The 25,858-nt window shown below is 63.1% G+C and carries 28 protein-coding genes and 1 tRNA gene; 5 read left to right on the forward strand and 24 right to left on the reverse strand.

Annotated elements, in window-relative coordinates:
• The 17 genes from BBF93_RS12900 to BBF93_RS12980 all read right to left on the reverse strand — a co-directional run.
• Nucleotides 1-219: helix-turn-helix domain-containing protein (locus tag BBF93_RS12900; RefSeq protein WP_162786558.1), on the reverse strand; the 219-nt coding region annotated here is incomplete at its 3' end.
• A gap of 152 nt (nt 220-371) precedes the next feature.
• On the reverse strand, nt 372-1,145 hold the full coding sequence (locus BBF93_RS12905) for a hypothetical protein (protein WP_114106194.1): 774 nt from the start codon (nt 1,143-1,145) through the stop codon (nt 372-374).
• Between the two features lie 10 nt (nt 1,146-1,155).
• Nucleotides 1,156-2,727 (reverse strand): hypothetical protein, encoded by a 1,572-nt coding sequence (locus tag BBF93_RS12910; RefSeq protein ID WP_114106195.1) that lies wholly within the window; start codon nt 2,725-2,727, stop codon nt 1,156-1,158.
• Nucleotides 2,728-2,968: 241 nt separating this feature from the next.
• On the reverse strand, nt 2,969-3,904 hold the full coding sequence (locus tag BBF93_RS12915; protein ID WP_114106196.1) for an alpha/beta hydrolase: 936 nt from the start codon (nt 3,902-3,904) through the stop codon (nt 2,969-2,971).
• Between the two features lie 177 nt (nt 3,905-4,081).
• A complete protein-coding gene (locus BBF93_RS12920) occupies nt 4,082-4,828 on the reverse strand; it encodes a DUF695 domain-containing protein (RefSeq protein WP_114106197.1) in 747 nt (248 codons plus the stop codon).
• Between the two features lie 65 nt (nt 4,829-4,893).
• On the reverse strand, nt 4,894-6,972 hold the full coding sequence (locus tag BBF93_RS12925; RefSeq protein ID WP_114106198.1) for an amidohydrolase family protein: 2,079 nt from the start codon (nt 6,970-6,972) through the stop codon (nt 4,894-4,896).
• 189 nt (nt 6,973-7,161) lie between these two features.
• Nucleotides 7,162-7,758 carry a hypothetical protein gene (locus BBF93_RS19560; protein ID WP_162786559.1) on the reverse strand — a complete coding sequence of 199 codons (597 nt, stop codon included), beginning with the start codon at nt 7,756-7,758 and terminating at the stop codon, nt 7,162-7,164.
• 36 nt (nt 7,759-7,794) lie between these two features.
• Nucleotides 7,795-9,327 carry an acyl-CoA carboxylase subunit beta gene (locus BBF93_RS12935; protein WP_035602176.1) on the reverse strand — a complete coding sequence of 511 codons (1,533 nt, stop codon included), beginning with the start codon at nt 9,325-9,327 and terminating at the stop codon, nt 7,795-7,797.
• A gap of 156 nt (nt 9,328-9,483) precedes the next feature.
• The gene (locus BBF93_RS12940) at nt 9,484-9,996 is read right to left on the reverse strand and encodes a hypothetical protein (protein ID WP_114106200.1); all 513 of its coding nucleotides are present in this window, start codon (nt 9,994-9,996) and stop codon (nt 9,484-9,486) included.
• A 117-nt stretch (nt 9,997-10,113) separates the two neighbouring features.
• A complete protein-coding gene (locus BBF93_RS12945; RefSeq protein ID WP_162786560.1) occupies nt 10,114-11,475 on the reverse strand; it encodes a hypothetical protein in 1,362 nt (453 codons plus the stop codon).
• Nucleotides 11,476-11,554: 79 nt separating this feature from the next.
• Complete coding sequence (locus tag BBF93_RS12950; RefSeq protein ID WP_114106201.1) at nt 11,555-12,283, reverse strand: ATP12 family chaperone protein; 729 nt, start codon at nt 12,281-12,283, stop codon at nt 11,555-11,557.
• A 43-nt stretch (nt 12,284-12,326) separates the two neighbouring features.
• The gene (locus tag BBF93_RS12955) at nt 12,327-12,785 is read right to left on the reverse strand and encodes a hypothetical protein (RefSeq protein WP_162786561.1); all 459 of its coding nucleotides are present in this window, start codon (nt 12,783-12,785) and stop codon (nt 12,327-12,329) included.
• 257 nt (nt 12,786-13,042) lie between these two features.
• The gene (locus BBF93_RS12960) at nt 13,043-13,723 is read right to left on the reverse strand and encodes an HAD-IA family hydrolase (RefSeq protein WP_233349124.1); all 681 of its coding nucleotides are present in this window, start codon (nt 13,721-13,723) and stop codon (nt 13,043-13,045) included.
• The gene (locus tag BBF93_RS12965; RefSeq protein WP_162786562.1) at nt 13,720-13,953 is read right to left on the reverse strand and encodes a hypothetical protein; all 234 of its coding nucleotides are present in this window, start codon (nt 13,951-13,953) and stop codon (nt 13,720-13,722) included. Before BBF93_RS12965 ends, BBF93_RS12960 begins: the two co-directional genes overlap by 4 nt.
• Nucleotides 13,954-13,984: 31 nt before the next feature.
• Nucleotides 13,985-15,034 (reverse strand): RluA family pseudouridine synthase, encoded by a 1,050-nt coding sequence (locus BBF93_RS12970; protein WP_035602135.1) that lies wholly within the window; start codon nt 15,032-15,034, stop codon nt 13,985-13,987.
• Nucleotides 15,031-15,414, reverse strand: a complete 384-nt coding sequence (gene crcB, locus BBF93_RS12975; protein WP_035602137.1) for a fluoride efflux transporter CrcB — start codon at nt 15,412-15,414, stop codon at nt 15,031-15,033. The genes BBF93_RS12970 and crcB overlap by 4 nt, the downstream gene beginning before the upstream one ends.
• Before the next feature lie 142 nt (nt 15,415-15,556).
• Entirely contained in the window at nt 15,557-16,006 is a 450-nt protein-coding gene (locus tag BBF93_RS12980) for an Rrf2 family transcriptional regulator (protein ID WP_035602183.1), read from the reverse strand.
• A gap of 163 nt (nt 16,007-16,169) precedes the next feature.
• Here BBF93_RS12980 and BBF93_RS12985 point away from each other — a divergent pair, with 163 nt between their 5' ends.
• On the forward strand, nt 16,170-18,524 hold the full coding sequence (locus BBF93_RS12985; protein ID WP_114106204.1) for a TonB-dependent receptor: 2,355 nt from the start codon (nt 16,170-16,172) through the stop codon (nt 18,522-18,524).
• Between the two features lie 30 nt (nt 18,525-18,554).
• Here BBF93_RS12985 and BBF93_RS12990 read toward each other — a convergent pair.
• Both BBF93_RS12990 and BBF93_RS12995 read right to left on the reverse strand, forming a co-directional pair.
• Nucleotides 18,555-18,628, reverse strand: a tRNA-Gly gene (locus BBF93_RS12990).
• A gap of 48 nt (nt 18,629-18,676) precedes the next feature.
• Entirely contained in the window at nt 18,677-19,129 is a 453-nt protein-coding gene (locus BBF93_RS12995; RefSeq protein ID WP_035602186.1) for a PaaI family thioesterase, read from the reverse strand.
• Between the two features lie 200 nt (nt 19,130-19,329).
• Here BBF93_RS12995 and BBF93_RS13000 point away from each other — a divergent pair, with 200 nt between their 5' ends.
• Nucleotides 19,330-19,710: a nuclear transport factor 2 family protein gene (locus BBF93_RS13000; RefSeq protein ID WP_114106205.1), complete on the forward strand. Its 381-nt coding sequence runs from the start codon at nt 19,330-19,332 to the stop codon at nt 19,708-19,710.
• 22 nt (nt 19,711-19,732) lie between these two features.
• Entirely contained in the window at nt 19,733-20,023 is a 291-nt protein-coding gene (locus BBF93_RS13005) for a DUF1330 domain-containing protein (RefSeq protein WP_035602143.1), read from the forward strand.
• Nucleotides 20,024-20,091: 68 nt separating this feature from the next.
• Here BBF93_RS13005 and BBF93_RS13010 read toward each other — a convergent pair whose 3' ends face one another.
• Nucleotides 20,092-20,454 (reverse strand): nuclear transport factor 2 family protein, encoded by a 363-nt coding sequence (locus BBF93_RS13010; RefSeq protein ID WP_114106206.1) that lies wholly within the window; start codon nt 20,452-20,454, stop codon nt 20,092-20,094.
• A gap of 4 nt (nt 20,455-20,458) precedes the next feature.
• Entirely contained in the window at nt 20,459-21,688 is a 1,230-nt protein-coding gene (locus tag BBF93_RS13015) for an NAD(P)/FAD-dependent oxidoreductase (protein WP_035602149.1), read from the reverse strand.
• Nucleotides 21,689-21,842: 154 nt separating this feature from the next.
• On the opposite strand from BBF93_RS13015, the gene BBF93_RS13020 reads away from it, so the two are divergent.
• Together BBF93_RS13020 and BBF93_RS13025 are read left to right on the forward strand one after the other, a co-directional pair.
• Nucleotides 21,843-22,451: a 2-hydroxychromene-2-carboxylate isomerase gene (locus BBF93_RS13020; protein WP_114106207.1), complete on the forward strand. Its 609-nt coding sequence runs from the start codon at nt 21,843-21,845 to the stop codon at nt 22,449-22,451.
• 47 nt (nt 22,452-22,498) lie between these two features.
• A complete protein-coding gene (locus tag BBF93_RS13025; protein WP_114106208.1) occupies nt 22,499-23,146 on the forward strand; it encodes a LysE family translocator in 648 nt (215 codons plus the stop codon).
• Here BBF93_RS13025 and BBF93_RS13030 read toward each other — a convergent pair.
• Genes BBF93_RS13030 through BBF93_RS13040 form a run of 3 tightly spaced genes read right to left on the reverse strand, consistent with a single transcriptional unit; the run spans nt 23,143 to nt 25,726 of the window.
• Complete coding sequence (locus tag BBF93_RS13030; RefSeq protein ID WP_114106209.1) at nt 23,143-24,054, reverse strand: LysR substrate-binding domain-containing protein; 912 nt, start codon at nt 24,052-24,054, stop codon at nt 23,143-23,145. The genes BBF93_RS13025 and BBF93_RS13030 overlap by 4 nt on opposite strands.
• A gap of 56 nt (nt 24,055-24,110) precedes the next feature.
• Nucleotides 24,111-24,959, reverse strand: coding sequence for a pyridoxal kinase (gene pdxY, locus BBF93_RS13035; protein ID WP_114106210.1), 849 nt, complete (start codon nt 24,957-24,959; stop codon nt 24,111-24,113).
• Complete coding sequence (locus BBF93_RS13040) at nt 24,956-25,726, reverse strand: YggS family pyridoxal phosphate-dependent enzyme (protein ID WP_114106211.1); 771 nt, start codon at nt 25,724-25,726, stop codon at nt 24,956-24,958. Before BBF93_RS13040 ends, pdxY begins: the two co-directional genes overlap by 4 nt.
• Nucleotides 25,727-25,858 lie beyond the last annotated feature (132 nt).

The raw sequence follows: 25,858 nt of genomic DNA on the forward strand, positions 1-25,858 counted from the left end.
TTCGATCTGGCCCGGAAGCTGGTTGGCATACAGCACCGGCCGGCGCGAGCGGTCGCATAGCGAAATCACCCCTTCCTCCTTGTACCGGTTGAAGATCTTGTGGCCCGTCTTCCGGGATATCCCGAACTCCCGGCACAAATCGCTCATCGACTCACCTTCCAGGCGGCGAGCCACAAATCGCAGGCGTTCATCCATCTTTGTTCCGTCCTTCCATGGCATCCCAACCTCCCGCCAAAGCGAAAAGTGTTACCCATGTGTCCGGTACAATCTGTCACCTATGTCTCAGGTCGCTCACGCCTACTCCCCCAGAGCATAAGACCCTCACCGCCAACGCCCTATCCAACGGGGTTCGCCCTGCCCTTATCCTGAGTTCACGTCACCGAGCCATATTCCGCGCCGGTGTCCTGGAACCAGCGTTGCCAGAAGGCTTTCACTTCGCCCAGCGGCAGGGCGTATTCCTGGCGGGGCACCACGCGGGCGACCACCGCCACGCCCTCCAGGCCAGGCCGCAGGTCCATCAGGGGCGAGTCTTCAAACGCCTCCCATTCGGTACCGGTCTTGTACATCGAGAAGTCTTTCGAATGCTGCATCAGGTCTGACACCAGGATCAGCCGCCGCGCCGGAACCCCGGCCTGGAAATCCGGACGGTCGCCCAGCGTGAACATCGCCTCCATCAGCGGCGAACTCGGCGCAACCGTGTCCACCAGCACCTCATCGGCGCGCCCCATCAGCGGTTTGTGGAACTTCGCCTGCCAGGCCTGCTCGATCATGCGCGGGTTCTGGAAAATCGGATTGGCCCCTTCCGCGCTGCCCGGCGAACAGCCCGACCAGACCGTGAGCGGATCATAGGGAGAGGCCGCATTGGGCACGCTCAGCGTCAGGCGGCCATATTTCGGCAGCGCCCGCGCCTCGTCCTCCAGCAGGGCGCGCACCCAGGCAAGATCGGTCGCGTTGAAGGGATCAGACTGGTCGACCAGAACGATGGTGTGAGAGGGGTCCTGCCGGTCCATCCGGCAATTGGTTTCGCTGTCGGTCGCCGGGGGCTGGTTCATCGCCGCTGCCGCGAACAGTCCGAACACGGAGGTCAGCATCAGCGCAATCGCGCCGCGCCAGAACCAGGGGCCTCTTTCCTTGCGTCTTGGCATGGCGCTCTCCTCAGCCGGCTTTCTTGGCGTCGCCGCCCTTGGCGTCGCGCACCCTGGCAATCTCCTCAACCACCTTCTTCTCAACTGAAGACAACCCCTGCTGCACATGCTGGATATGCGTCTCCAGCCATTCGCGCGTCAGGTTCAGCGCCATGATGTTCTGCTCGATCGTCTTGATGGCGGCGTTGGCCTGCGCGCGCTCCTTGCTGAAATCGAAGGGCGGCAGTTGCGGCGTCAGGATTTCGTCGAAATAGGCCGGGCACGCGGCCTGCTCGCCCAGCTTGTCACGCAGCTGGTTGCGCTGGCGCCGGTGGGCCTGCCGGTAGGCAACCTTCAGGCCGCGTTCCTGATCGGCCGCCTTTGCGGCGACGGCTACGGCAATATCCCGCCGCGCCTCGATCACGTTCATCGCCTTCTCGATCTCGCGCTTTGCCTGGGCATGGCGGGAAAGCTGGGTTTCAAACCACAATCGGCTGGCGGAAAAATAATCGGAAAGGTCACTTCGCAAATCCTCCCGCAGCTGCTGGCGGCGCTCATAGGCCTTGCGTTCCTTGCGCCAGACGCGGCCATAGCCGGGATATTTGTCGGAGATCCGGTCATACCCCTCATAAACGGCAATGGAGAAGACCGTCAGTCCAAGGATCAGCAGCGCCAGCGCCACGAAACTGTCGAGACTGAAGATGTTCGGGAACATCTCCCGCATGACGGCGCCGGGCGGGATTTCAAACATGGAGAATTCCGCCAGCCGGCCAGCGGCCTCCGCTGCGGCCAGGGCATGCTCCACCGCGTCCCGGTAATGCGCCACAAAGAAGTTGAGGAAGATGCCGATCAGGATACAGATGCCGGCAATTGTGCCCCCGGAAATCTTTGCCGGCAGGGCCGGATGATTGAGATAGCGCAGCCCGAAGAAGCCCGCCACGACGCCGAAAAGCACGTTCACGGCCGATACGCCAAACGCGATCATCAGCCCGCCGAGAAGCCCGGAAGACTGGGCATCCTTGAACAGCAGCGCATTGAACGCGCCTTCCACCAGCATCACGAACATCAGGATGGCGATGGCCTGTTCCACATTCTTCTTGATATCCGGCGTGCGCTGGCCGATCTGCTCTCCATGGCGCTCGCGGAAGCTTTGCAGCTCAATGATCGCGGCAGAATGGCTGGATTTTGCGTCTTCCGTATCGTCCACCTCATAGTGGCGGAATTCATGCTCCTCAGCCTTGATTGCTTCGCGCAGCTGATCGGGATGAATGTCCGAAGGCGTCTGATCCTGAATATAGTTGCGGACACTGGCGGCGGTGGAGGACATCCATGTGGTCAAGCCCCGGCGCACCTCTTCGGCGCGCTCGGCAATCAGCTGCTCGCGCTCGCTCCATTGATCCTGCGTGATCGCCTCGGAAACGGGAATGGCGTCGGCCGCGTCACGGCGCGCTTCCTTGCGGGTGATGCCGCGGCTCAAGCCAAGATCGCCCTTCGACCGCTTTCCTCTCAATCCGTGAGCGGAAAGTTCGTTATGATCCTCGAAGGTTTTCACCTTTTTCTCGAAGCCCGTATCCGTGCCCCAGCGCACAGTTTTCCTGTTCATCGCGAACCTCTCGCCTGCGAAAGTTTCAGTTATTCAGCCCGCGATGAGGGTCTGGCCGGAGGCTTAACAAGGTTCTAATCCTGCGCCCACCTCGCCAAAACGTAATGTTTGTTAACGGACAAATTCTGCGGGCCTCACTTGCCATGTTCTCAAGGCCTTAGAGGCGCAAGCTCAAACAGCTGTGTCCGGCGCGCCACAGGGCGGCGCTAATATCCTGCTAACACTTGTGGCCAAACTGCCTTCAGGCGGCAACCTTCGCCTTGAGAAGCGTCAGAAGCTCCGTGCCCGACTGATACGGCACCAGGATGTCTCCGCTGGTCAGATACGAGACCGGAACGCCGAGGCGCGCTGCCTCGCTTTCAAAGCCCCGCTTCCAGCTGTCGGTCGTTTCCATGCCGGAGATGGCCAGTGCCGGCACGGCGGAAAACAGGCCATCCCGCAGGAAGGGATCACCGCTCAAGGAGGGCTGCAGTTCCTGTTGCCAGGTTTCCGGGGTGATGGCGCTGGCGATTTCCCAGGCTTCGGCCATCTCACGCGGATAGGTTTTCACATAGGCGACATCGCCGGGGCTTTTCTGGAAGCAGGTCTGATAAAACCACTGGCTGCCGAACTGTTTGCCCGCCTGCCGGATGGCGCCCAACGAGATGCGCGCGCCTGCCCGGCTTTCAGTTGTCTGCGACAGGAGGCGGCCAAACCAGGCCGGCCGGAATTCGCCCATGACATCCCGGTTGAAGACGCAATTGGCGAACACGCTGAACGTTACCCGGCGGGATTTCAGTGCCAGGCGCGCGCCCACGGGGTTGGCCGAGCCGACCGACACGAGAACGATGTTCTCAAGGCCGGCTTCTTCAAAGAAGGCCTCAATAATGGCCGCCTGCTGATCGATGCTGGCGACGGGGTCTGACGCGCCGAAGCCCGGACGGCGGATACTGAAGACCCCGAACCCGGAATTGGCCGCGTCAATACAGAAGCCCCAGGGCGGGCTGGTCGGGTATTCGATCGAGGTGAGGAAGACCAGCGGACGCAGATGATCGCCCCCGAACTGCATGTATTCCAGGCGATCTTCCGAATTGCCAATCGTTGCCGTCTGCCAGAAACGCAGAACGCGCTTTTTGTCCCCGATCTGGTCGAGGAGGTTGCCCCGCGAAGGCTGTTTCTGATTCCGACCCAAATTCATCGGCGGTTACATACCGGAAGCATGTATGGGATGAAATGCTAGAGTTACCTCTTCGACGCAATATTTTGGCGAACAATTGTCCGTCCCGGCATAATTTGTAATCAGGCGCCACTATTCCGGGTACAAACATGCACCAGCACCCGTTATGGATGGAGATCGGCGATCCTGTAGTACCTACTACACAGTGACGGGAGATTCCCATCCGTCATACTGGCCGCCGCCCTCCCGCGCGCGCCGGGCGATGGTCAAAGAATGACCAGATATGTCGTTGAGCTGCAAAGTGCCGCGATGGGTCATCCGGACGAGCCAGAGCGGGCCGGCTTCCGGCGCGGGCGCAATCGAATCAACACGGTAACCGGTGTCGCGGGCCCATTGCGCGAATCCCTGCGCGGCCGTCTCTTCCTGGAAATAGACCCAGTGGCCGATTTCGCGCGGCTTGGCCGGATCATCGCCCTGCTGCTGCAGCGCGCCCTGCACCTCCATGTCCACCATCACCTGGCGGTCATCCTCGGTGGGGTAAAGATCCTGCCAGTAGACGGACTTCTCCGGGTCCGCCTCGACATGGATTTCCGGCGCGTAACCTGCCGCGGCGGCGGCCGCGTTCAGCGCCGCTTCCAGCTCACGCGGGCCTGCCGGGATCAGCGCCAGAACCCAGCGTGAGCCATTATTGGTCACCCGTCCAAGATATTCCCCGCCATGTTCGGTGATGATCTTGTCGAAGGTTTCATCAAGCTGGTTGACGGGCCCGGATTCCTCGCGGGTCGTCATGCCGTCCCCGCGCGGCGATTTCAGCGGGATGCGGATTTTCATCGCATGGGTCAGCGGCAGATCGCCGAGGCGTTTGGCAATGCCGTCATTGAACACGATGGAGGCAGGCAGGCCGCCCATCTCCGCAAAATACATCCGCCATGCATCTTCGGCCATCGCCGCGCCTCCTCCCGCTTGCGGCCCATCTTCAGGGTCCGCGATTTTCCATGATTGCCGCCAGCCTAATCGCGCGATGCGGGCGCCGTCACTGCAGGAATTTCAGTGAAGGGCCGGATGCCGAAATAGGGATAGATCTCGCTGGGGAAATAGACCGTGTCGCCTTTCGAAACGAGGCGGATGGTCTTGATTGCCTTCAGGTCTTCCACCGGATTGCCGGGCACGAGGAAGAAGTCTGCCTGCTTGCCCGGCTCGATGGAGCCAAGCTGTGCGCCGAGGCCCATATAGTCAGCTGCTTCCAGCGTGGCGCGGGCAAGGATTTCCGCCGGGGTGAAGCCGACATTCTGGTAGAGTTCCAGCTCCCGGTGCAGCGTCAGGGCGCCGCCGAGGTCCGTGCCGAAGACGATGAATACGCCGCGATCCTTCATCCGCTGGATGGTGCCGGTGATCTGGTCGAACGCGCCGCGATAGGCCGCGTCTTCCTCCGGGCTGCCGATGGCGGACCAGGCCGCCCTTGCCGCGCGCTGCACGGCGATGGGCATATGGTCCACATAGTCGGCCATGCCGGCCTGCACCTCGCCATTGCGGGAGAGCAGCAGCGCCTCATGGATGGCATAGGTCGGATCAATCGCGACGCCGTTCTCGGCCATCAGGTCCAGCGTGCGGGAGGCGGCCGGGCCGTCGAGGTCCACCTTCGGCAGGCGCTGCAGCGCGGTGAGGCGCAGCAGGGTCCGGGTGTCTTCCTCCGGCGCGAGCACCCAACCCAGCATCAGCTGGTTGATATGGGTCATCTCGTCATAGCCTGCTTCCAGCATGGCATCGGCATTGGTGAAGGCGGGCACATGGCCGCTTACGCGCAGGCCGCGTTCCTTGGCACGCGCCACAACGGCGGGCACCCAGGCAGGGTTCATCGAATTGTAGATCTTGATCTGCCAGAAATCGCCTGCATCGGCATACCAGTCGACGGCGGCGAGGGCTTCTTCCTCGCTGGTGACGAGGATACCATTGTTCGAGTTGAAGGGGCTCTTGCCCTCGATGAAACCGGAGCGGACGACGCGCGGCCCGGCGAGCGTGCCCGCCTCGATCTTGGCAATCAGCTCACTGAGCACCGGGTTGTCATTGCCCATGTCGCGCACCAGCGTGACGCCGGCGGCGATATTCTTCAGCGCGCCGTCCTGGCCCATATGGCCGTGCATTTCAGCGAGGCCCGGGATGAGCGAGCCGCCCTGTCCATCCACCACAAACGCGCCGGACGTATCAGCAGCCCCCACTGTGACCGATGCGATGACGCCATCTTCGACAAATACCGTGGACGGCGCAGACATCGCCTTGGCCACAGGATCAAAGACGCGGACATTGGTAATCGCCAGCGGCGCATCGAATTTGTGCGCCGTTTCGGCCTGGATGGTCTCCAGCCGCCGGGTCGAAAGGCGCGTGGCAAGCTCCTTAAGCTGATCATCAGCCTCTTCATAACCCTGCCGCACGACCACAAATCGCGGCGAGATCAGCGCGAACAGCCCGCCCTTTTCATCCGTGAGGAAATAGGTGGGGTCCACATCATCGCCGACGAGGGCATAGGCGGTGGCTGGCACCGGGCCGCCTTCGCCCTCGATCTGCAGCGTGCCCTGCGGGCTCATCGACAGGGTGCCCGCCGGCCAGGCCGGCAATGTCCTGTCGTCATCGGCCAGCAGCGCCTTGGCATAGATGGCGAGGGTGTAGGGCGAAGCGTTCTGCGGAATGTAGATGGCCGGTTCTGTCTGCGCGGCGGTGGCAGACCCGGTCGTGTCGGTCCAGCTGGCAACGCCATCTGTCAGCGCGAAGGTTTCGTGGATTTCGTTGCCGAAGGTGGTTGCCCCGTCGATGGTCCAGCCGATGGGGAGGCCGTCTTCGCTGAGCGTGATCGTCTCGGCCAGCGTGGGGCCCCGGCCATTGTTGCGGAATTCGTAGTCGACCTTGATGGTGTTGCCTTCGGTGATGGCGACGAGTTGGCCGAGGGTCTGGCCAAACAGGCGGACGGAGAAGGTCTCCGTCACCGGGACGGGCGCCGCCTCTGCGATGGCCGGGGCCGGGGCCTTTGCCTCATGCGCGCACGCGCCCACCACAAACAGCGCCGCCAGCGCCGTGCCCGCAAACCGGTTCATCATCTGAAACTTCCTCTCTGCCGCCGCTGCACCAGACGGGCGCGGCCTGTTTGGAGGCATTGGTGGCATATCGGGGCGGGGGTGGGAAGGTGTGGGCAACCCGTAAGGTGGGTAGAGCGAAGCGAAACCCACCATAAAGCCGTCGCCTACGCATCGGGCGTCGGATGGTGGGTTCCGCCCATTACCGAGTGTCTACGGCGAATTACCCAGGAACTCGTATTGGGTCTTGCAGTCCTGGTTGCCGACAATGGAGCATCTGAGCAGAAGCGATTTGCCATACTCGAAGGAGGATTCCCCACCGAGCAGTCCGTTGACGTGCAAAAATCCCAGCGATTGCATCGCTTGGGTATCATGCTTGGCCACTGCAGCCTCAAGCCATTTGGCCGCTGACGGAATATCGCGCTTCACGCCCTGATAACAATACATCTGGGCGGCTCCAAGTTCGTTCAGCCCCAAAGCGCTTCCCTTGTCTGCACTCTTGACCAGCAAGTATAGCAGGTTGCGGTTATAGCCCTCTTCTGTAGCGCTATGCTCTTCAGCGCATTTGATAGCGAGACGCGCGATTTGGTCCCCATTCAAATCAGCAATTTGGCCAGACCAAACTGCTTCCTCTTCTTCTGAAAACCGAGCGGCTTCTTCAAGAGGCAGCAATCCTGCTCGCCCACACGATGGGCCATAGAACTGGATGACCGCCTCAGCAATCAATGGCTTGAACGTGTCAGCTTCCTGGGAAATCTCGGCTTCTGTCCGCGCGCAGCAGGTCAGCCCATGACCGCTATTGCGAGACAAAGGAGCTGCCTGCGCAACACCGATCAGACTCCCGCCCTATAGCGGAATGTTATCGTGCTTCTTCCACGGATTGGTCAGTGACTTGTTCTTCAGCGTGCGGAGGGAGTTGGCCACGCGCTTGCGGGTGTTGTGGGGCATGATGATGTCGTCGATATAGCCCCGCTTCGCGGCCACATAGGGGTTGGCGAAGTTGGTTTCGTATTCCTTGGTGCGGGCGGCGAGCTTTTCCGGGTCGCCGGCTTCCTTGCGGAAGATGATCTCGACGGCGCCCTTGGCGCCCATCACGGCGATTTCGGCCGTCGGCCAGGCATAGTTCACGTCGCCGCGCAGGTGTTTGGAGCTCATCACGTCATAGGCGCCGCCATAGGCTTTCCGTGTAATGACGGTGACCTTCGGCACGGTGGCTTCGGCATAGGCAAACAAGAGCTTCGCGCCGTGCTTGATGAGGCCGCCATATTCCTGCTTGGTGCCCGGCATGAAGCCCGGTACGTCCACGAACGTCACCAGCGGAATGTTAAAACAGTCGCAGAAGCGCACAAAGCGGGCGGCCTTGCGGGAAGCGTCAATGTCCAGAACGCCGGCAAGCGTCATCGGCTGGTTGGCCACCACGCCGACGGTCGAGCCTTCGATGCGGCCAAAGCCGCAGATGATGTTGCCGCCAAACTGGGGGCTGATCTCGAAGAAGTCGCCCTCGTCGACCACCTTGGTGATCAGCTCTTTCATGTCATAGGGCGTGTTCGGATTGGGCGGCACGAGCGTGTCGAGGCTCATTTCCTGCCGGTCGAAGCTGTCATGCACCGGGCGGACTGGCGGCTTGTCGCGGTTTGAGGCAGGCAGATAATCGATCAGGCGGCGGATCTGGACCAGCGCCTCGATGTCGTTCTCGAACGCGCCATCGACCACGCCGGATTTCTTGGCATGAACGGAGGCGCCACCAAGGGTCTCGTGGGTGACTTCCTCATTGGTGACTGTCTTCACAACGTCCGGACCCGTCACATACATGTAGGAGGTGTCCTTCACCATGAAGATGAAGTCAGTCAGCGCGGGCGAATAAACGTCGCCCCCGGCGCACGGGCCCATGATGACGGAAATCTGCGGAATGACGCCGGAGGAGAGGACGTTCTCCATGAAGATGTCGGCATAGCCGGCCAGCGAATCAACGCCTTCCTGAATACGCGCGCCGCCCGCATCGAAGATGCCGATCACCGGCGCGCCATTCTTGACGCCCATCTGCTGCACCTTGACGATCTTTTCGGCATGGGCGCGGGAGAGCGAGCCGCCGAAGACGGTGAAGTCCTTGGAGAAGACATAGACGAGGCGGCCATTGATCGTGCCATGGCCGGTGACGACGCCATCGCCGGGAATCTTCTGCTCTTCCATGCCGAAATCGGCGCAGCGATGCTCAACGAACATGTCGTATTCTTCAAAGCTGCCCTCATCGAGGAGGACATGGATGCGCTCGCGCGCGGTCAGCTTGCCTTTGGCATGCTGGCTGTCGATGCGGGCCTGGCCGCCGCCGATGCGGGCGTCTGCCCGTTTCTGCTCGAGAGCCTCGATGAGATCCTGCATGCCGCGCTGCTCCTTCAATCCGTCCGATTTTTGATGCTTCCGCGTGACTGAATAGCCACTCCGTGAGGCTTGGCAAGCTCGCGCAGGGTCAACAAAGCTATGCGCCCCAGGGCTCCAGGCCTGGGGCGCTTTGCGGCGATTAAGGGTTACGTTGCGTTACCAGCGGCGCCCGGGAGGCGGTCCCTTGCGGTAATCGCGGTTGTGGGGGATGCCCGAAACCGTGGTCACACGGCCGTTGCGCACCTCACAATCGACCCGCGCCTCGATATCGCGCCGGCCGGTTTCAAACTCGACCTCCTGGAAAGTGACGAAGAAATTGCGGGGGCCGAGCTGGCGGGCCCACTGATCCTTGTCGAAGTCGACCTCGCGGAAACCGGCGCGGCGGCCTTCCGTGCGGATCGCCGAGCGGCAGGCCTGAATGGCATCTCGGCGGAGGTCAGCCACCTGCCGGTCCGTCTGGCCCCATTCGTTGCGGCCATTATAGCGCGGGCCGCGGAAATCATCGCGGTGGCCAACGCCTGCGCTGAGGGTCACCTGCGCGCCGAGCAGCGGCGTCTCGACCTTTGCAATTGTCCCGCGCGGGCCGTCTGCGGCTGCCGGGAGGGCGAAGAGCGCCGGCGCAGCAAGCGCAACGACGGCGGCTCCAAGAGTTCTGATGGGCTTCATCATGGGAACAGAAAACCACACCCCCGCCAAACCGGCCCTGAAGCGCGCGTTCATTCCCGGTTTCACCCCGGTTCATCTGGCTGTCAGGAAGCGAAGGGCTACCGATGACGACCCTGCTCTCTATTCTGGTGTTTCCCGCTCACCTCTTAGGCTTTCCAGCAGCTTGGCAAGCACCCCGCGATCAGTTTCGTGCCGCATCGCGGTCGAAATTTGCGGCGGGCCACCGAACAATCCGGCCCACGGGCCCTGATTGGTGCGTGTTGGCGTGGCGCCGGGAGAAACCGCCGAGGAAAGCATCTTGATCATCTCGACTTCCGTGGCATCGATCTTTCCGTCTTTGAGGACTGCCGCCCAGATTTCGTCGAGGCGTTTTTCGGCGTTGGCACGGCTGGTGGCACGGTCGGTAAACTGCTGGGCATATCCAGCCACTACCCCCTTGCAGGCCGTTTCAACGTCCTCGCCCGACAGGTTGCCTTCCCGGAGATATTCCAGGCACATCTGTGTGCCATAATCCTGCTCGATCATCGCGAGTGCTATCTCGGTCACCGCGTCAGCAACCGATCGGGGAGCAGCAGCAGGCGGCAAGGGGGAGACAACAAAACCACCGCCTCTGGCATCCGACGCCGGGACAGCGGCGGCGGCCATGGCGGTGCTGGACTCCTTCATCGCCTGAGCATGGACTTTACGGCGTTTGAGGTTTTCTACTGTGGCTTCGATTTCCGCAATTTCCAATCCTCGCGCCACCCCATCAGCCACGCTGCAACCAGCAGATTGTTTGGCGGCGTCAGCCTGGCACTTGGTGTTGGCTTCCTTCAGCAATTGAACTTTCTTTTCTTCCGCGGCGATGTCCAATTCAAGTTGTCCCACTTCGGCCGATGCCAGCGCCGCCCTCTGGGAATAGACCTCCTTCATATTAAGAGCGCTGCCCGCCGCTGCGGAGACAACGGCGTCTGATCCCTTAACCGCCCCAGTAAGCTGCTCAATGGCCAAGAGCGCGATCATCTGCGTCTGGAAGCGACGCAGCATCATGGCGTACTGCACATCCGGAAGGCCATTCATCTGGGCTTCGCAAAGCCGGTAATATCCATCCCGCAGAATCTGTATCGTCTGTGTACGCAGTCCGATGCTTGCCGCCGTTTCCGAGATGCCGCCTTGAGCGGAAAGAGCAGTGGATACTTCGGAGACACTGGCACCCGCCTGGGCGGCAATTGCGGACAGCGCATCCGGCGAGGGCTCTGCGCAAGTGATTTGTCGGGGGTCTTCAACCTTGACCCATTGATACGTGCCGGAGGGGTCGAGCCGCCATTCGTATCTGGCCGGGCGCTGGACCGATAGAACAGCCCGCTGCTCTGCATCTATGAAAACGCCCTGCGCCTTGCCGGCCTTCGGGGCCATTTCCGTTCGTTTATGTATTGCCGTGAGATTGCCCGCCGAACAGGCTGATAGGAAAAGTACAACAAAAACTGTCAGTAGGCGAAACATATTGACCCCCCCACACAATCCTACTTAGGATTGCGCACTAGTTCTCGCAAAAGTCAATATTGTTTTCATTTCGAAACAATCAGTCCCGCAGGCTCTCCAGCCAGCGGCCGAGGGCGTCGGATTCGATTTCCTTGGCATTGGCGGCGGTGCGGGCTTCTTCGTCCTCGCCCCAGCGCTGCATCTGCCATTCTTCATCGATGCGGGAGAGATGGAAGGCGGACTCGGCGGTCAGCGCGCCCTCTGTCAGCGCCATCGCCAGCAGCGCCGAGCCATAGAGACCGCAGCCATAGACGAGCGCCGTCAGCCGGAAATCATCGAGGCTGAGGGCATAGTCCCGCGCTGCCTGCAGCGAGGCGCCGGGCTGGGGCGCGGCGATGATGCCCTCGGTGGTCATCAGGATGACGCCGAGATTTTCCGCTGCCCAGTCGCGCACCGGCGACCAGCGGGCTTCCTGCAGGGCGGCGAGTTCGAAGGGCTCCTCAGCCATGTGGCAAAGCAGATCGGTCTCGCAATAGCGTACAACTTCTTCGGCCATTTCCTCGCGCAGCTCCGGCACGCGGTCGATGGCGACATTGGCCAGCCGGGTGAGGTGCATGTGCAAGAGGTCGATATAGGTCTTCTGCTCGGCCCATTCCTCCGCGAGTTCCTCGGCCAGCGCTTCGGTGGGCAGGCGCAGCAGGGCGCGGCCGGGCGTCTTGATGCTGCGGCCATCCAGCAGGATCTGCCAGCCGCCGCCCTCTGCGGGCTCGACGGTGACGTCCTTGTAAAAGCGTTTGGGGCGATCAGAGGAAGAAGGTGTGCCGGTCATGCCCTGCCCTTACGACGATCAGCGGCCGGTTCCAAGCCCGGCGCTAGGGAGCGGTGGGATAGACCGCGGCGGGGCGGGCCTTTTCGAAGGTGGGCGCAGAGAGGGACATCACATCCTGCACATGCCGGGTGGCGGGGTCGACCAGCGCCAGCGACCGGCCAAAGCGGATGGTGCGCAGGCTTTCCGCTTTCAGCTCGGTGACCACGATCACGCGGAATTCAGCCCCCACCATCGGCACTTCCGGCGGCAGGGCCATGCCCGGCGCCAAGATATCCTCGACCGGGGAGCGCCCGAAACAGAGCCGGTCGCGCCTCAGGCCCACTTTGCATGTGGCCCCGTCCAGCTCGAAGTTGCGGTCGAACGCGGCGAAATCGGACTTGGTAAACTGTGTCAGCGTGGAGGCCTGGACGGCTTCGGCTGTCTGGGGCCGGGTTGCCACAAACGCGCCGAGGGCGAACAGCGCCGCCCCGGCAATTCCCAGCTCTATCATAAGGGTTTTCATGGTTCTATCGATTGCGCTTGGCCCAGCACGGCACACTCTTGGGAGAACATTTCCCGCTTAACGCGCCGATTGCGCCAAATGTTCCTAACAATCTGTAAAAATCATGCCGGGCGGGCGCGGATGAAATGGGAGTTCCAAGGCCGGATCTGTCGTTCCCGCAGCACGGCGGGCGACCGCCTGCGCTTGGACTGGAAGCGGCGTCACCGGGGGGGGGCACACCCTGCCGCTTCCGCCAGCCTCGACTGATTCTCGCCGTCTCAGGCGAAAGCGAAGGTTCTGAGGCTTTCGGTCAGGGTCATGAATTCATGATGGACCTCGTCGGCCCCGGCGGCGGCGAGTTCCTCTGCCTTGCCGAAGCCCCAGCTGACCCCCAGGGCACGCACGCCGGCCGCCTTGCCCATGGCCATGTCGTGGATGGCGTCGCCGATCATCAGGCTTTCCTGCGGGGCGCAGCCGAGCGCGCCCATGGCCTGCTCCACCATGAAGGGATGCGGCTTGCCGGGGCCATCATCGGCGCACCAGACAGTATCGAAGAAATGGCGCAGCTTGTGTTTCTCGAACAGCGCCTCCACCCCGCGATGGGATTTGCCGGTGGCCACTGCCATCAGCCAGCCTTCGGATTTCAACTGGTCCAGAAGCTCCAGCGCGCCGGCATAGAGCGGCTCGTGATGGCCGGGCGTGGTGCGATGGATGACGAAGGACTGTTTGTAAGCCTCCACCAGCGCCGCCAGCCGGTCTAACCCGATATCGGGCGGGGCGAGCGTTGAGAGGGCTTCGGTAAGGCTGAGGCCGACAATGCGGCGGGTGGCGTCATAGTCCGGCGGCGGAAGGCCCGCGCCTCGGAAGGCGGTTTCCATACAGGCCTGGATCACATCGCGGCTGTCCACCAGCGTTCCGTCCACGTCCCATATGGCAAGACGAAGTTCTGTCAGCTTCACGTCTTCTTCTCCCGGCTTTTTCGCCCTGCCACCCGCATGCCCACGATCGCACCGATGCAGAGCGCAATGGGAAGGAAAAACAGCGCCGATTCCCAATTCAGCAGAAAGGCCTGCCAGCGGCTTTCCAGCGTGCAGGCCGGGGCAAACTCCAGCGCCGCCCGGCACATGCCGCGCGAGAAGAACATGTAGATCACGAACACCGAACCGCTGAGCCCGGCGCCGATGGCCAAATTAATCCAGAAACGCAGTGTCAGGAGCATATCAGATAAAGGGGGCGAGCGGATCCTTGCCGGCTTCCTGTTCCAGGAAACCGAGCGTTTCGAAGGTCTCTTTCATGTGCGGGGGCAGCGGCGCGATGATCTTGATCGGCTTGCCATGCTCGCGCGGGATGATCAGCGCGCGGGCGTGCAGGTGCAGGCCTTCGGCGAGGCCGTGAGGCACTTCGCGGCGAGACTTGTATTTATGATCGCCCAGAATGGACGTGTTCATTTCCAGCATATGGAAGCGCAGCTGGTGCATCCGGCCTGTTTCCGGGCGCAGCGCCACCCAGGCGGCCTTGGGGCCTGCCGTGGAAACGACAGCATAATCGGTAATCGAATGCTTGGCGCCCTCAACGCCCTGCGCGGAGCGGATCATCCGTTCACGGTCACCATCGCGGCGGCGCGTGGCGTAGGGGTCAACCGGGCGATAGCCTGACGGCTCGTTGATGTCGGGCACGCCTTTGACCATCCAGCAGCGGATCTGGCCGGCCTGGGGGCTGGGCACGCCCACGGTCACGGCCCAATAGACCTTGTCCATCTCCCGCCCACGGAAGAGTTCGGTGAGCCGGGCGGCCGCCGCGGGGTGCTTGGCCAGCAGCAGGACGCCGGAGGTATCCTTGTCGAGCCGGTGGACCAGCACGGGCCGGTGGCCGTCTTCTTCCATGCCCGCGAGCAGGCCGTCGACATGGCGCCCCTGGCCTGAACCACCCTGAACGGCAAGCCCGGCCGGCTTGTTGATCGCCAGCATGTCATCATCCTCATAGATGATGATGGAGCGGAGGAATTCGCGGTCTTCTTCGGAAATCCTGCGCGCAGTTGCCGCCTTGCGGGCGCCGGCATCTTCGGAGGCAAAGATCGGGAAGCGGACTTCGTCAGCCGTCTCAAGGCGGGTGTTTGCCTTTGCCCGGCCGCCATTGACGCGGATCTGCCCGGTACGGAGCAATTTCTCCACCTGGCCCTGCGTCACGTTCATGCGGCGCTTCAGCCAGCGATCGAGGCGCGCGCCGGTTTCCTTTTCCGACACGGTTTCGGTAATAATCTGTCCGCTCATGCGAATATCCTGCGGGCCATCCAGAGGCCGATAAAGAGGGCCGACACGCCGAGCAAAACGGAAAGCATGGCGTAAAGCCCGGCTTTCAGCGCATCGCCTGAGCGCAGCATGTTGGCGATCTCGAGTGAAAATGCGGAGAATGTCGTGAAGCCACCGAGCACGCCGGTGGCGAGGAAGAGACGGGTTTCCTGCCCGATGCCTTCTGCCTTCAGGGCGAGCCATCCGGCCAGCAGGCCCATCGCCAGGCTGCCGAGGATGTTCACAAATGCCGTGCCCCACGGCCAGCCGAGCGGCAGATGGCGCACAGCCACCATTCCCACGCCATGGCGCAGGCTCGCGCCGATGGCGCCGCCGAGGGCAACAAGAAGAAATCCGTTCATGGCGCGCCTTTTACGCTGAGGCAGCAGATTAAGCCAGCCTGCACCCCAGAGCGGATGCCCATGGCCTGCCCCAGCCCCAGGCAAAGAGCCCAGAAAACAGAAAATTTCTTTTATAACAGTACAATACGACCATCTCGAGCGCTCACCCGGCGATGGACTGGCGCACCTGGCCTGTCTTGTCCGAAGCGATGGCGTCGGCAATCGTGGTGCTGTCGAGCACCTTCCGGGTTGCCTCGGCCACGTCCGCGAACACGCGCCGGATACGGCAGGCCTTCTCATCGGTACAGTCATCGCAGCGCCGGTAGGCCATCTTGGAAAGACACGGCAACGGCGCCAGGGGCCCTTCCACAATGCGCAACACTTCGCCGAACGTGATCGCTTCGGGCCGGCGCAGCAGCAGATAGCCGCCCGTCTTGCCGCGGCGGCTGACCACGATGCCGCTATGCTTCAATTCAAGCAGGATCTGCTCCAGGAACTTACGCGGAATTGCCTGGCTTTCGGCAATGTCAGCGATGAAAACCGGGGCGCCTTCTTCGGCTTCCGCCAATGCGAGCAGCGCCCGGAGCGCGTATTTGGCCTTTTGAGAAATCATCATCCGCCGTCCTGTCCGGGCCTCTTTAGGCGCGCGGGCCACAAGAGGCAACGTTTAGGCCACCTGTATAGTCTATTAATTTGGTAGGGTTGATAGGGTTATGATTGTTCGCCCAAATGGCCGGTGACGCCAACGCCCTTTTCCGCACGATTGGAGACCGAACATGGCCCTGAAACCCCGCCTCATCCTCGCCGTTGCTGTGGCAGCGCTTGCCCCCACCGCCGTCGCGCAGGAAATTGCCCCTGCCGAAGCCGGGCCGGCTGACCCCGAACTTCGCCGCGAAACCATCACCGTTACGGCCCGGCGCGTCAGCGAAGACCTTCAGGATGTGCCGATCCCCGTCTCGGTGCTGACGGAAGATTTCATCGCCGAGAGCGGTGCATTCAATGTGGGACGCCTGCGGGAAATTGTGCCGACGCTGCAATTCTATTCGACCAATCCGCGCAACACCTCGATCAATATCCGCGGCGTCGGGGCGCCCTATGGCCTGACAAATGACGGGCTTGATGCCGGTGTGGGCATGTATGTGGACGGTGTTTTCTACGCCCGGCCCGCCTCCACGACGCTGGACTTCATCGACGTGTCCCAGATTGAAGTGTTGCGCGGCCCGCAGGGCACCCTTTTCGGGAAGAACACCACCGCCGGCGCCATCAACATCACCACGAAAAAGCCCTCCTCCACACCGGAAACGGAAGTGGAGCTGACTTACGGAAATCTTGGTTATACACAGGCCAAGGGCGCGATATCCGGTCCGATCACGGACAAGATCGCCGGGCGGATTTCCTTCTCGGGAACGCAGCGTGACGGCACGCTCTATAACGTGCGCGATAACGACTATATCAACGATCTGAATAATCTGGGCGTGCGCGGCCAGCTGCTGTTCAATGTTACCGACAGCCTAGAAATCATCCTGGCGGGCGACCATACCCGCCAGCGCCCGAATGGCTATGCGCTGGTTCCGGTGGGCGTTGCGCCGACGCTGCGCCCGGCCAATCGTCAGTATCAGGCGCTGGCGGACTATTTCGGCTACGCCCCGCCCAGCTTCAACGCGTTTGACCGGCTGACGGACGCCGACACCTACCATCAGTCCAACCAGGATATCGGGGGCATATCGCTCACCGCGAACTGGGATATTGGCCCTGGCACGCTCACCTCCATCACCGCCTGGCGTCTCTGGAACTGGGGGCCTTCGAATGACCGGGACTTCCTCGGCCTGCCGATCACCACCGTTTCGGCCAATCCCTCCGAGCAAACCCAATGGACACAGGAGTTGCGCTATGCCGGCGACCTCAGCGAGCGTCTCGGCTTCGTTGCCGGCGCTTTCTATTTTGCCCAGGAGATCGACTCCACAGGAAACCAGGAGCAGGGCAGCGCGGCGGCGCGCTGGCTGCTCAACCCATCATCAGCGGGGTGGGATACGCCCGGCCTGCTCGACGGATATGGTCAGAGATCGGACATTCAGTCTAAGAATACCAGCGCCGCCCTCTTCGGCCAGCTAGAATGGCGGGTGACCGACAGGCTTCGCCTGCTGCCTGGCCTTCGCCTCAACTATGACAAAAAGAGTGTCGACTATGACGCGCAGGTCTATGGTGGCCTCCAGACGACCAATCCGGCGCTGATTGCCCTGCAGCGCTCCGTGCTGGCGCCGCTGACCTATTCGGCGGATGCTGATGATACCAATGTCTCGGGCCAGATCACGGCCGCATATAAAGTCGGCCCGGCGCTCAACCTTTATGCGACCTATGCGACTGCGTTCAAACCTGTTGGCCTCAACCTCAGCGGCATTCCCAATGATGCGGCCGGCAATCCGGCCATTGAGCTGGCGACGGTTAAACCCGAAGATGTGCGCCATATTGAAGTGGGCCTGAAATCCGAACCCCGGGATGGCTTTACCGCAAACCTCACCGCCTATGAAACCGAGATCCGGGATTATCAGGTCGGCGTCGTCAACGCCCAGATCGGGGTTCTGCGGGGATATCTCGCCAATGCCGAAAAGGTTCGGGTGCGGGGCGTTGAATTCGATGGCCGCGCACAGTGGGCGGACAATTTCGTTACCTATGCCGCGCTCGCCTGGACGGAGGGAAAATATGTAGCCTTCCCAGATGCGCCTCCTGCGCTGGAGGATACCGGCGGCCCGCAGGTCGTCGATATTTCAGGCACGCGGCTGCCGGGTATCTCTGAATGGTCGGGTTCGGTCGGCGGGGAATACACCTCCGGGGAGAGCGCCTTGCTGGGCCGCGAGGGCAATTACTTCGCCGCGCTCGATGCCTTCTTCCGCTCGGACTTCTCCTCCAGCCCGACGGAGTCCCGCTATCTCACCGTCGATGGCTATACCACGCTCGCCGGGCGTCTCGGCTTCCGCGCCGCCAATGGCTGGGATGTTTATCTCTGGGGCCGCAACCTGCTGGACGAGGATTATTTCGAACTGCTGGCGGCTCAGCCTGGCAATTCCGGCCTCTATGTCGGCCAGCCGGCTGACCCGCGCACCTATGGCATCACGCTGCGGGCGAGGTTCTGAGGCGGGAAAGGCCAGATTTGTGGAGGGGACTGGAGCGGGTGAAGGGAATCGAACCCTCGTCGTCAGCTTGGGAAGCTGCTGCTCTACCATTGAGCTACACCCGCGCGCGAGGCGTATTTGAGCCGGAACCGGTTTCAGATCAAGCCCTCGCTTCAGCGGTCCGGTTTCCCTTCCAGGCAGATCAGGGTCTGCTGGCCCACTGCCACCAGCGTGCGGCCCGCGCCCTTGCAGGCGAAGACTTCCAGTGTGCACACGGTCAGCGTCCGCCCGGATTTGATGACGGTGCCCACCGCCTCCAGCCGGTCGCCCTCCGCCGGGGCGATGAGGTTGATCTTGAACTCCACGGTCAACACTGAGCTGCCCTCCGGGAAGAGGGTGAAGCCGGCATAGCCGCCCGCAGAATCGGCGATCGCCGAAGTGCCCCCGGCATGGAAAAAGCCGTGCTGCTGGGTCAGCTCCTCGCGGAAGGGCAGCACGATCACCACCCTCCCGCGCGACACCTGTGTCATCTCTGCGCCCAGATGCGCCATCAGCCCCTGCCGGGCAAAGCTCTCGCGCACGCGCTGCTGGGCGGCGGCAGGAAGCGGAAGGGTATCGTCGGTCATTGGTCTTGCGCCTTCTGGCTGGAAACGGGTGGCCTCTGCCTCTCCCGGCTGCCTGCCCGTGAAAACTGAAAAATCCTGCATCGCGCGTGAGCTGAGCTTTCCTGCCCCTTGCCCTCAACAAGGCTTGAGATTTCTTCACTCGCCAGCATCTGCGGCGGCGGGCGAAGGTCTGCGCACCAACAGACAGGAAATGCGTTTCCATGACGACACTCTCCCGCGCCGATCTCATCGCCCATGCCGAAGCCTGGATCAGGGACTGGAACGCGCATGATATGGACGCCGTGATTGCGCCGTGGGCGGAGGATGGTGTGTTCATCAGCCCCGTCGCTGCCGCAGTCACCGGCAATCCGGTCATCCAGGGCAAAGCGGCGCTGAAGGCCTATTGGCAGGGCGCGCTCAAACGGGCCGGGGGCCTGCACTTCACGCCGCTGTCCCTGCAGGTTGATCCGGAAACGCAAAGCCTGCTCGTTCACTACCACTCCCGCGCCAGCGCCCGGCAGGTGCGCGCGGCTGAACTCATGGTATTTGAGGAGGGGAAACAGGTGCGCGGCGAAGCCTTTTATGGCGCAGAGATGCCGTAGGGCCAGAGTAAGGAGCCACGCCATGCCCGTCTATGTGATCGCCCAGTTGAAGATTGAGGATCGCCCCCGTTATCAGCGCTATGTGGAGAGGTTTATGCCGGTACTGGCCGCCCATGGTGGCCGCCTCCTCGCCGCTGACGAAGCCCCCGCACGCGAAGAAGGTGACTGGCCTTATGACAAGGTGATCCTTCTTTCCTTTCCGGATGAAGCGCGCTTCCGCGCCTGGGCAGCCTCGCCGGAATATAAGCGGATTGCGCGGGACAGGACCGCGGCAACCACCGGCCCCGTCATCCTGGCGCATGGAATAGGATAGTCCTCAGATGACGGATCGATGCAGAAACGCGCTCAGGCTGGAAATGCCCCGCGGCCCTGCGCGCACCCTCAGCCCGGCAACTGGTGCACGTAGACCTCGTTATGGGCGATCTTGCCGTCTTTCAGGAGGACGAGATCAAAGCCGCGCAGCCTGCCGCCAGCCCCACCCGGCCCGACCGTGCAGATCCAGCGCCCGCAAAACCCGCCTTCAATCGCCCACACCGCCTCGGGCACATACACCATCTCCGGCGTGGCCCCGAACAGGCCTTGCAGATAGGTCCGCAGCGCGTCCTGCCCCTTCAGGCCACCGGCCGTCTGCGGGTCCATATAGACCGTATCTTCGGAATAAAACGACACCAGCCGCTCGGTGTCCTTGTCAGACCACGCTTTCAGCCAGTCCGCATTGAACGCTTCGATGTCCGCAATGCTCATCGGCTCAGGCTCCTTCCAGCACGCGTTGGCGATGTGCTTCTGTGAAAAACTCCGGCGGCACCATGTCCGGCCCGGCCAGCACGGCAACGCCGTGCATCCCGATCGTCGGATCGGTCAGACGGCGCATGTGATAGGCGTGGCGCCGCGCGCGGGCCGTCTCTCCGAATTCCATGTCGAGGGCGGCCTGCAACTGCCCGGCAAAGCGCAGCCGCCGCATCCGCTCGGCTCGTTCTTCTGCATACGGCGTAAAGTCTGGCTTGCCGCCTGGCCCGGCGCCCTTGAGAATATCCGACACAATACGCACATCGCGGTAGGTGATCGAGAGGCCGAGGCCGTTGATCGGATCGTTCCACCCTGCCGCGTCACCGATCAGGACGGCGCCCTCTGCAAAAGGTTCGTCGGTCCAGCTGTCATTGTTGAAATAGGCGAACAGTGGCCCCACGGGCGTGCCCGCCGCAATCGCTTCATTCGCGGGCACGGAGTCAAACCGGAACGCCTCCAGGAAACGCTGGGCCCGGTTCTCGCCATTGAAACGCGCCTTGTCTTCCAGCGCATAGCCGCCATAGACGCGCACTTTCGTGCCCCCCTGCGGAAACGCCAGGAAGCCGAAATCCCGCTCCGTCCCGATGGACTGGCGGGTATCGTCGATGCCCTTCACATTATCCACCAGCAGCCCGGCGAACCAGTGATGCGGCTTGTCCTGATGCAGGGTGATGCCGGCCTTGCTGCGGACTTCCGACTGGCGCCCCTCCGCGCCCACGATCAGCGGCGCCGTGGCCGTGTGGGGTGCGCCGTCATGCGTGTAGGTCACGCTTGGGCTTGCTCCCAGCGTCACGCTGTCGATCACCACAGGCCGCAGCGCCGTCGCCCCGGCGCGCTGCGCTTCGCCAAACAAAGTTTCGCAATGATGCGGGTGCCCGATGCACAGCGGCCCGGCAATATCCGGCAGCAGGCCCAGCGGTATCGCCGCCTGCTCACACAGCTCCGGCGGCAGGCTTTCATCATAGGTCACATGCGAGGTGATGTGGTGCCCGCCCGCGCTTTTCAGCAGATCATAGAGGCCCACACGCTTGGTCTCGGCCACGCCCCAGGGCGCAATCCATTCCCCGCGCACCCGGTCCTCATACTGCGCCTGTTTCTCCAGCAGCAGCACGCTCCACCCGGCCTTCGCCATCACCGCCGCCAGGGCCGATCCGCCTATGCCGCCGCCCACAATGATCAGATCGTATTTCATGGCGCTCCCCGGATTTGCTCTGTTTTGCCACCAATGATCATTGGCGCCGGCACGCTGTCAAACTTTACCACGGGGCATTCAACGCCCCGATTGCGCTTTTCTCCCTTTCCCCGCAGTCAATTCTTCTGAAACCGCGTCCTCAGGAACCACCCCCATGAAAGCTGCTGTCCCCATCGAGTTCTGGTTCGATTTTTCTTCCGGCTACGCCTATTTCGCCGCGCTGGAGATTGACGCGCTCGGCGCCCGCGTGGGCCGAGCCGTTCTCTGGCGGCCTTACATGCTGGGCACGGCCTTCAAGGTGACTGGTATGCGCGGGCTTTCTTCCACGCCGGTGAAAGGCGATTATGCCCGGCATGACTGGGCCCGCGCTGCCCGCCGCCTGGGCGTGCCTTTCGCTCCGCCGCCGGATCATCCGAAAATCGCATTGCCCGCCACCCGCGCCTTCTACTGGATCGAGGCAAACCATCCCGGACACGAGGCCCCCTTCGCCCGCGACGTGTTTCGCCGCTACTATTCCGGCGCGCTCGACACCAGCGATCCAGACGCCGTCGCGGGCCTTGCGCCGACCCTCGGCCTTGACCGTGCCGCCCTGCGCGCAGGCCTGGAAGCCTCAGCCATCAAGGAGCGTGCCCGCGCCCTGGGAGACGCCGCTGTCGCCCGCGGCATTTTCGGCTCACCCTTCTTCATGATCGATAGCGAGCCTTTCTGGGGATGGGACCGACTGCCCATGCTGGAAGACTGGGCGCGCAGCGGCGGCTGGTAATTCAGCGCGCACCCGCCTAAAGCCAGCCATCCTCTCCGGGCCCCCGCATGGATCCGATCACCGCTATTCTTTCCTTCTCAGTCGCCGCGCTGCTGGTGACGCTGACGCCGGGCCTTGATACCGCGCTTGTGCTGCGCACCGCGATGGTGGAAGGCCCGCGCCGGGGCATGATCGCGGGCGCAGGCATCACGCTCGGCGTCTTCATCTGGGGCATTGCCGCCGCCGCTGGCGCCGGGTCGCTTGCCGCCATCTCACCGCTGGCCTATCAGGCGCTGCGGATCGCTGGCGCGCTCTATGTTCTGTGGCTGGGCGGGCAGATGCTTTGGTCTGCGGCGCAGATCTGGCGGCAGCAATCGGCCCCGCCAAAGGTCAGCGCTGAGGCCGTCCGCCAGCCCAACTGGTTTCTCAGGGGGCTGACAACCAATCTGCTGAACCCCAAGGCGGGCCTCTTCTATGCCGGCCTGATGCCGCAATTCCTGCCGCGCGATCATTTCGGCCCTGCGGGGCTGATCGCTTTCGGCGCGGGCCTTGCGCTGATCCACTGCGTCTTTGGCCTGATCTTCTTTGGCCTGATCGCCACCGCCGCCGGCCGGGCCAGCGCGTTCCTGGCCCGGCCCGGCGTGCGCGCCAGCATTGAAGGGGCAACCGGTCTTGTCCTCTGTCTCGCTGCCGCTGCGCTGCTACTGACGCATTAGCGCTCCGGCGCGTCCAGCTGCCCCAGCAGCCAGCTGCGCAGATTGCGTACGCGCCGGTCGGTCGCCAGCGCTTCGGGATAGACCAGCCAGTAAGCCCCGCCCGCCTCGATCCGGTGATCGAATACCGGGGCGAGCCGCCCAGCCTTCACATCTGCCTCGGCAATTTCCCAGCCCGCCAGCGTCAGGCCCGCCCCATCGGCGGCGGCACGCAGGGCAAGGCTGGTGGAGTCCACCATCGTCACCGCGCCGGGAGAGACAGGCCCGCCCGGCAGGCTGGCATTCCAGTCTGCCCAATTGCGCGGCCGGTATTGTGACAGGAAGAGGTTTGACGCCGCCACCACCTCGCGCGGGTCTCGCCCGCGCAGCTGCGACGGCGCGGCCAGCAGCGTTACTGTTTCCGGGAACAGACGATCCGCCCTCAGACCATGCCATTTGCCCGCGCCATGGCGCACCGCCACATCGGCGGCGCCTGCAGACAGGTCCACCACCTCCTGACTGGTGGAGATCAGGAGCTCAAACCCCGCTTTCTCGAACGGATACTGCGCCAGCCGGGGCGAGAGCCAATGCACGGCAAAGGTCGGCAGCATGGTGAGCCGCAGCGGCCCCCTGCGCCGCTCCTCGGTCACATCCGCTACCGCCGCGCCAATCCGGGCAAAGCCTTCGGTCAGTGGCGGGGCGAGCCGCGCGCCGGCAGGCGTCAGCTCCAGCCGCGATCCCACCCGGCGCATCAGATCCACGCCGAGCGCCTCTTCCAGCGCTTTGAGCTGGTGGGAGACCGCAGACGGTGTCACGTTCAGCTCGCTCGCCGCGTCCTTGATCGACAACAGCCGCGCCGCGGCCTCAAACGCGCGGAGGGCATTCAGCGGCACATTCAGGCGAGGCAGGGAGGCAAAACTTTGATCAAGCATGGCGAAATCCTAGCGCCCGGCGGCGCGGAGCGGAAGCCGCCTTCAGGCGCTGCAGGTCAGAGCAGCTCTGCCTTAAAGGGACGCCCCTGCCAGCGCAGCGCCGCCACTTCGGCCGCCAGTGGCATTTCTGCCGGCGCTCCGGGGACCATGGCCGATAGGACCGCAAACACGGTTCCCACCGCCTGCTCTGCGGCCTCTACCAAGGTCATCCCCCCATCCAGCGCCGCTGTCAGCGCGCCGGTGAAGAGGTCGCCGGTGCCATTGGGGCGCACGTCCACCTTCGGTGTGCGGATGCGCCAGACGGCGCCGCCTTCACCAATCAGCGTGTCGATGAAGCCGGGCGCTGCCTCCGGGATCGCCCCGGTCACGGCCAGCCGCCGCGGCAGGCCCGGTGGCAGGCCCTGTTTCAGCGCAGCCGCCACCGCTTCCGTGCCATGGTCTGCCAGCCCGGCCAGCAGGCCAAATTCGAAGGCGTTCGGCGTCAGGATGTCGGCCAGTGGCGCGAGCTCCGCCCGGAAAAACTCCGGTAACCCGGCAGCCACGAACACGCCAAGGTCACTGTCGCCGATCACCGGGTCACAGATGTAGGTCAACTGAGGATTGGCCGCTTTCGCGCGCTGTACAAAATCGCGCACCGCCTCGCCATTGCCTACAGAGCCGAGATAGCCCGTCACCATGAGGCGCGACGTGGCCACCAGCCCGCGCTCCTCAACGCCGGTCAGCAGGTCCGCCACAAAGTCTGGCGGCAATATCTTCCCGCGCAGCGTCGGATAGTGCGGCGTGTTGGAGAGCAGCGTGGTGGGCACGGCATAGACGTCCACGCCGTTCGCCATCATCGGATGGATCGCCGCGCTGTTGCCTACATGGCCGAACACCACCTGGCTCTGGATCGAAATGACGCTCACGGCGTCTCCTTTTCACGTTTGCTGCCCAGGCCGGGCCAGTAATGCTCATCCGGTAAGGGGCGCGGCCCGAAGATCGCCTGGCCGACGCGCACCAGCGTCGCGCCTTCTTCAATGGCCCATTCGAAATCGCCCGACATGCCCATCGACAACTCGTCCACCTGCGCGCCCGGCGTGGCCTCGCGAATCTCTGCCTGCACTGCGCACAGCCGCCGGAAACAGGCGCGCACGGCAGCCTCCTCCGCCGAGAAGATCGCCAGCGTCATCAGCCCACGGACCTTCAGCCGTTCGAACGGTGCCAGCGCCTGCGCAAAGGCTGGCGCCGCAGATGGCTCCAGTCCGAATTTGCTTTCCTCGCCCGATGTGTTCACTTGAATGAACACGTCCAGCGTCCGCCCCTCGACCTCCAGCCGCCGCTCCAGCGCCTCTGCCAGTTTCAGGCTGTCGAGCGCCTGGAAGGCATCGGCAAAGCGCGCCACATATTTCGCCTTGTTAGTTTGCAGATGGCCGATGACAGACCAGCTGAGGTCAAGGTCTGCCAGCGCCTCGGCTTTCTCCCTGGCTTCCTGCACCTTGTTCTCGCCGCACTGGCGCAGGCCCCCCGCTGCATAGGCCGCGCGCAGCCGTTCTGCCGGTACGGTTTTCGTTACCGGCAGCAGCGTCACGCTCTCCGGCGCGCGGCCAACGCGCGCGCAGGCCGCCGCCATCCGCTGCTTCACGGTTTCAATATTGGCGGCAATCAGCGCGCCGTCCGCAGAAAGGTCGCTCATGGTCAAACCCCGCGCGGGCCTGCCAGAGGCCGCCCGGCTGGCCTATGAACAGGCCCGCCCAGCGTCAAATGAAAATTCCTCGCTGCGGCTGAGACATCTTCGCAGGGTCTTTCGAATTGCTATTGCGAAGCG

Source organism: Hyphomonas sp. CACIAM 19H1 (assembly GCF_003325995.1).
Lineage (GTDB): Bacteria > Pseudomonadota > Alphaproteobacteria > Caulobacterales > Hyphomonadaceae > Hyphomonas > Hyphomonas polymorpha.

Bases quoted from the DNA above. Each gene is read 5' to 3' on its own strand.
- BBF93_RS12905 (WP_114106194.1), bottom strand. From the start codon at position 1,145: ATGCCAAGACGCAAGGAAAGAGGCCCCTGGTTCTGGCGCGGCGCGATT.
- BBF93_RS12910 (WP_114106195.1), bottom strand. From the start codon at position 2,727: ATGAACAGGAAAACTGTGCGCTGGGGCACGGATACGGGCTTCGAGAAA.
- BBF93_RS12915 (WP_114106196.1), bottom strand. From the start codon at position 3,904: ATGAATTTGGGTCGGAATCAGAAACAGCCTTCGCGGGGCAACCTCCTC.
- BBF93_RS12920 (WP_114106197.1), bottom strand. From the start codon at position 4,828: ATGGCCGAAGATGCATGGCGGATGTATTTTGCGGAGATGGGCGGCCTG.
- BBF93_RS12925 (WP_114106198.1), bottom strand. From the start codon at position 6,972: ATGATGAACCGGTTTGCGGGCACGGCGCTGGCGGCGCTGTTTGTGGTG.
- BBF93_RS12935 (WP_035602176.1), bottom strand. From the start codon at position 9,327: ATGCAGGATCTCATCGAGGCTCTCGAGCAGAAACGGGCAGACGCCCGC.
- BBF93_RS12940 (WP_114106200.1), bottom strand. From the start codon at position 9,996: ATGATGAAGCCCATCAGAACTCTTGGAGCCGCCGTCGTTGCGCTTGCT.
- BBF93_RS12945 (WP_162786560.1), bottom strand. From the start codon at position 11,475: ATGTTTCGCCTACTGACAGTTTTTGTTGTACTTTTCCTATCAGCCTGT.
- BBF93_RS12950 (WP_114106201.1), bottom strand. From the start codon at position 12,283: ATGACCGGCACACCTTCTTCCTCTGATCGCCCCAAACGCTTTTACAAG.
- BBF93_RS12955 (WP_162786561.1), bottom strand. From the start codon at position 12,785: ATGAAAACCCTTATGATAGAGCTGGGAATTGCCGGGGCGGCGCTGTTC.
- BBF93_RS12970 (WP_035602135.1), bottom strand. From the start codon at position 15,034: ATGAGCGGACAGATTATTACCGAAACCGTGTCGGAAAAGGAAACCGGC.
- crcB (WP_035602137.1), bottom strand. From the start codon at position 15,414: ATGAACGGATTTCTTCTTGTTGCCCTCGGCGGCGCCATCGGCGCGAGC.
- BBF93_RS12980 (WP_035602183.1), bottom strand. From the start codon at position 16,006: ATGATTTCTCAAAAGGCCAAATACGCGCTCCGGGCGCTGCTCGCATTG.
- BBF93_RS12985 (WP_114106204.1), top strand. From the start codon at position 16,170: ATGGCCCTGAAACCCCGCCTCATCCTCGCCGTTGCTGTGGCAGCGCTT.
- BBF93_RS12995 (WP_035602186.1), bottom strand. From the start codon at position 19,129: ATGACCGACGATACCCTTCCGCTTCCTGCCGCCGCCCAGCAGCGCGTG.
- BBF93_RS13000 (WP_114106205.1), top strand. From the start codon at position 19,330: ATGACGACACTCTCCCGCGCCGATCTCATCGCCCATGCCGAAGCCTGG.
- BBF93_RS13005 (WP_035602143.1), top strand. From the start codon at position 19,733: ATGCCCGTCTATGTGATCGCCCAGTTGAAGATTGAGGATCGCCCCCGT.
- BBF93_RS13010 (WP_114106206.1), bottom strand. From the start codon at position 20,454: ATGAGCATTGCGGACATCGAAGCGTTCAATGCGGACTGGCTGAAAGCG.
- BBF93_RS13015 (WP_035602149.1), bottom strand. From the start codon at position 21,688: ATGAAATACGATCTGATCATTGTGGGCGGCGGCATAGGCGGATCGGCC.
- BBF93_RS13020 (WP_114106207.1), top strand. From the start codon at position 21,843: ATGAAAGCTGCTGTCCCCATCGAGTTCTGGTTCGATTTTTCTTCCGGC.
- BBF93_RS13025 (WP_114106208.1), top strand. From the start codon at position 22,499: ATGGATCCGATCACCGCTATTCTTTCCTTCTCAGTCGCCGCGCTGCTG.
- BBF93_RS13030 (WP_114106209.1), bottom strand. From the start codon at position 24,054: ATGCTTGATCAAAGTTTTGCCTCCCTGCCTCGCCTGAATGTGCCGCTG.
- BBF93_RS13040 (WP_114106211.1), bottom strand. From the start codon at position 25,726: ATGAGCGACCTTTCTGCGGACGGCGCGCTGATTGCCGCCAATATTGAA.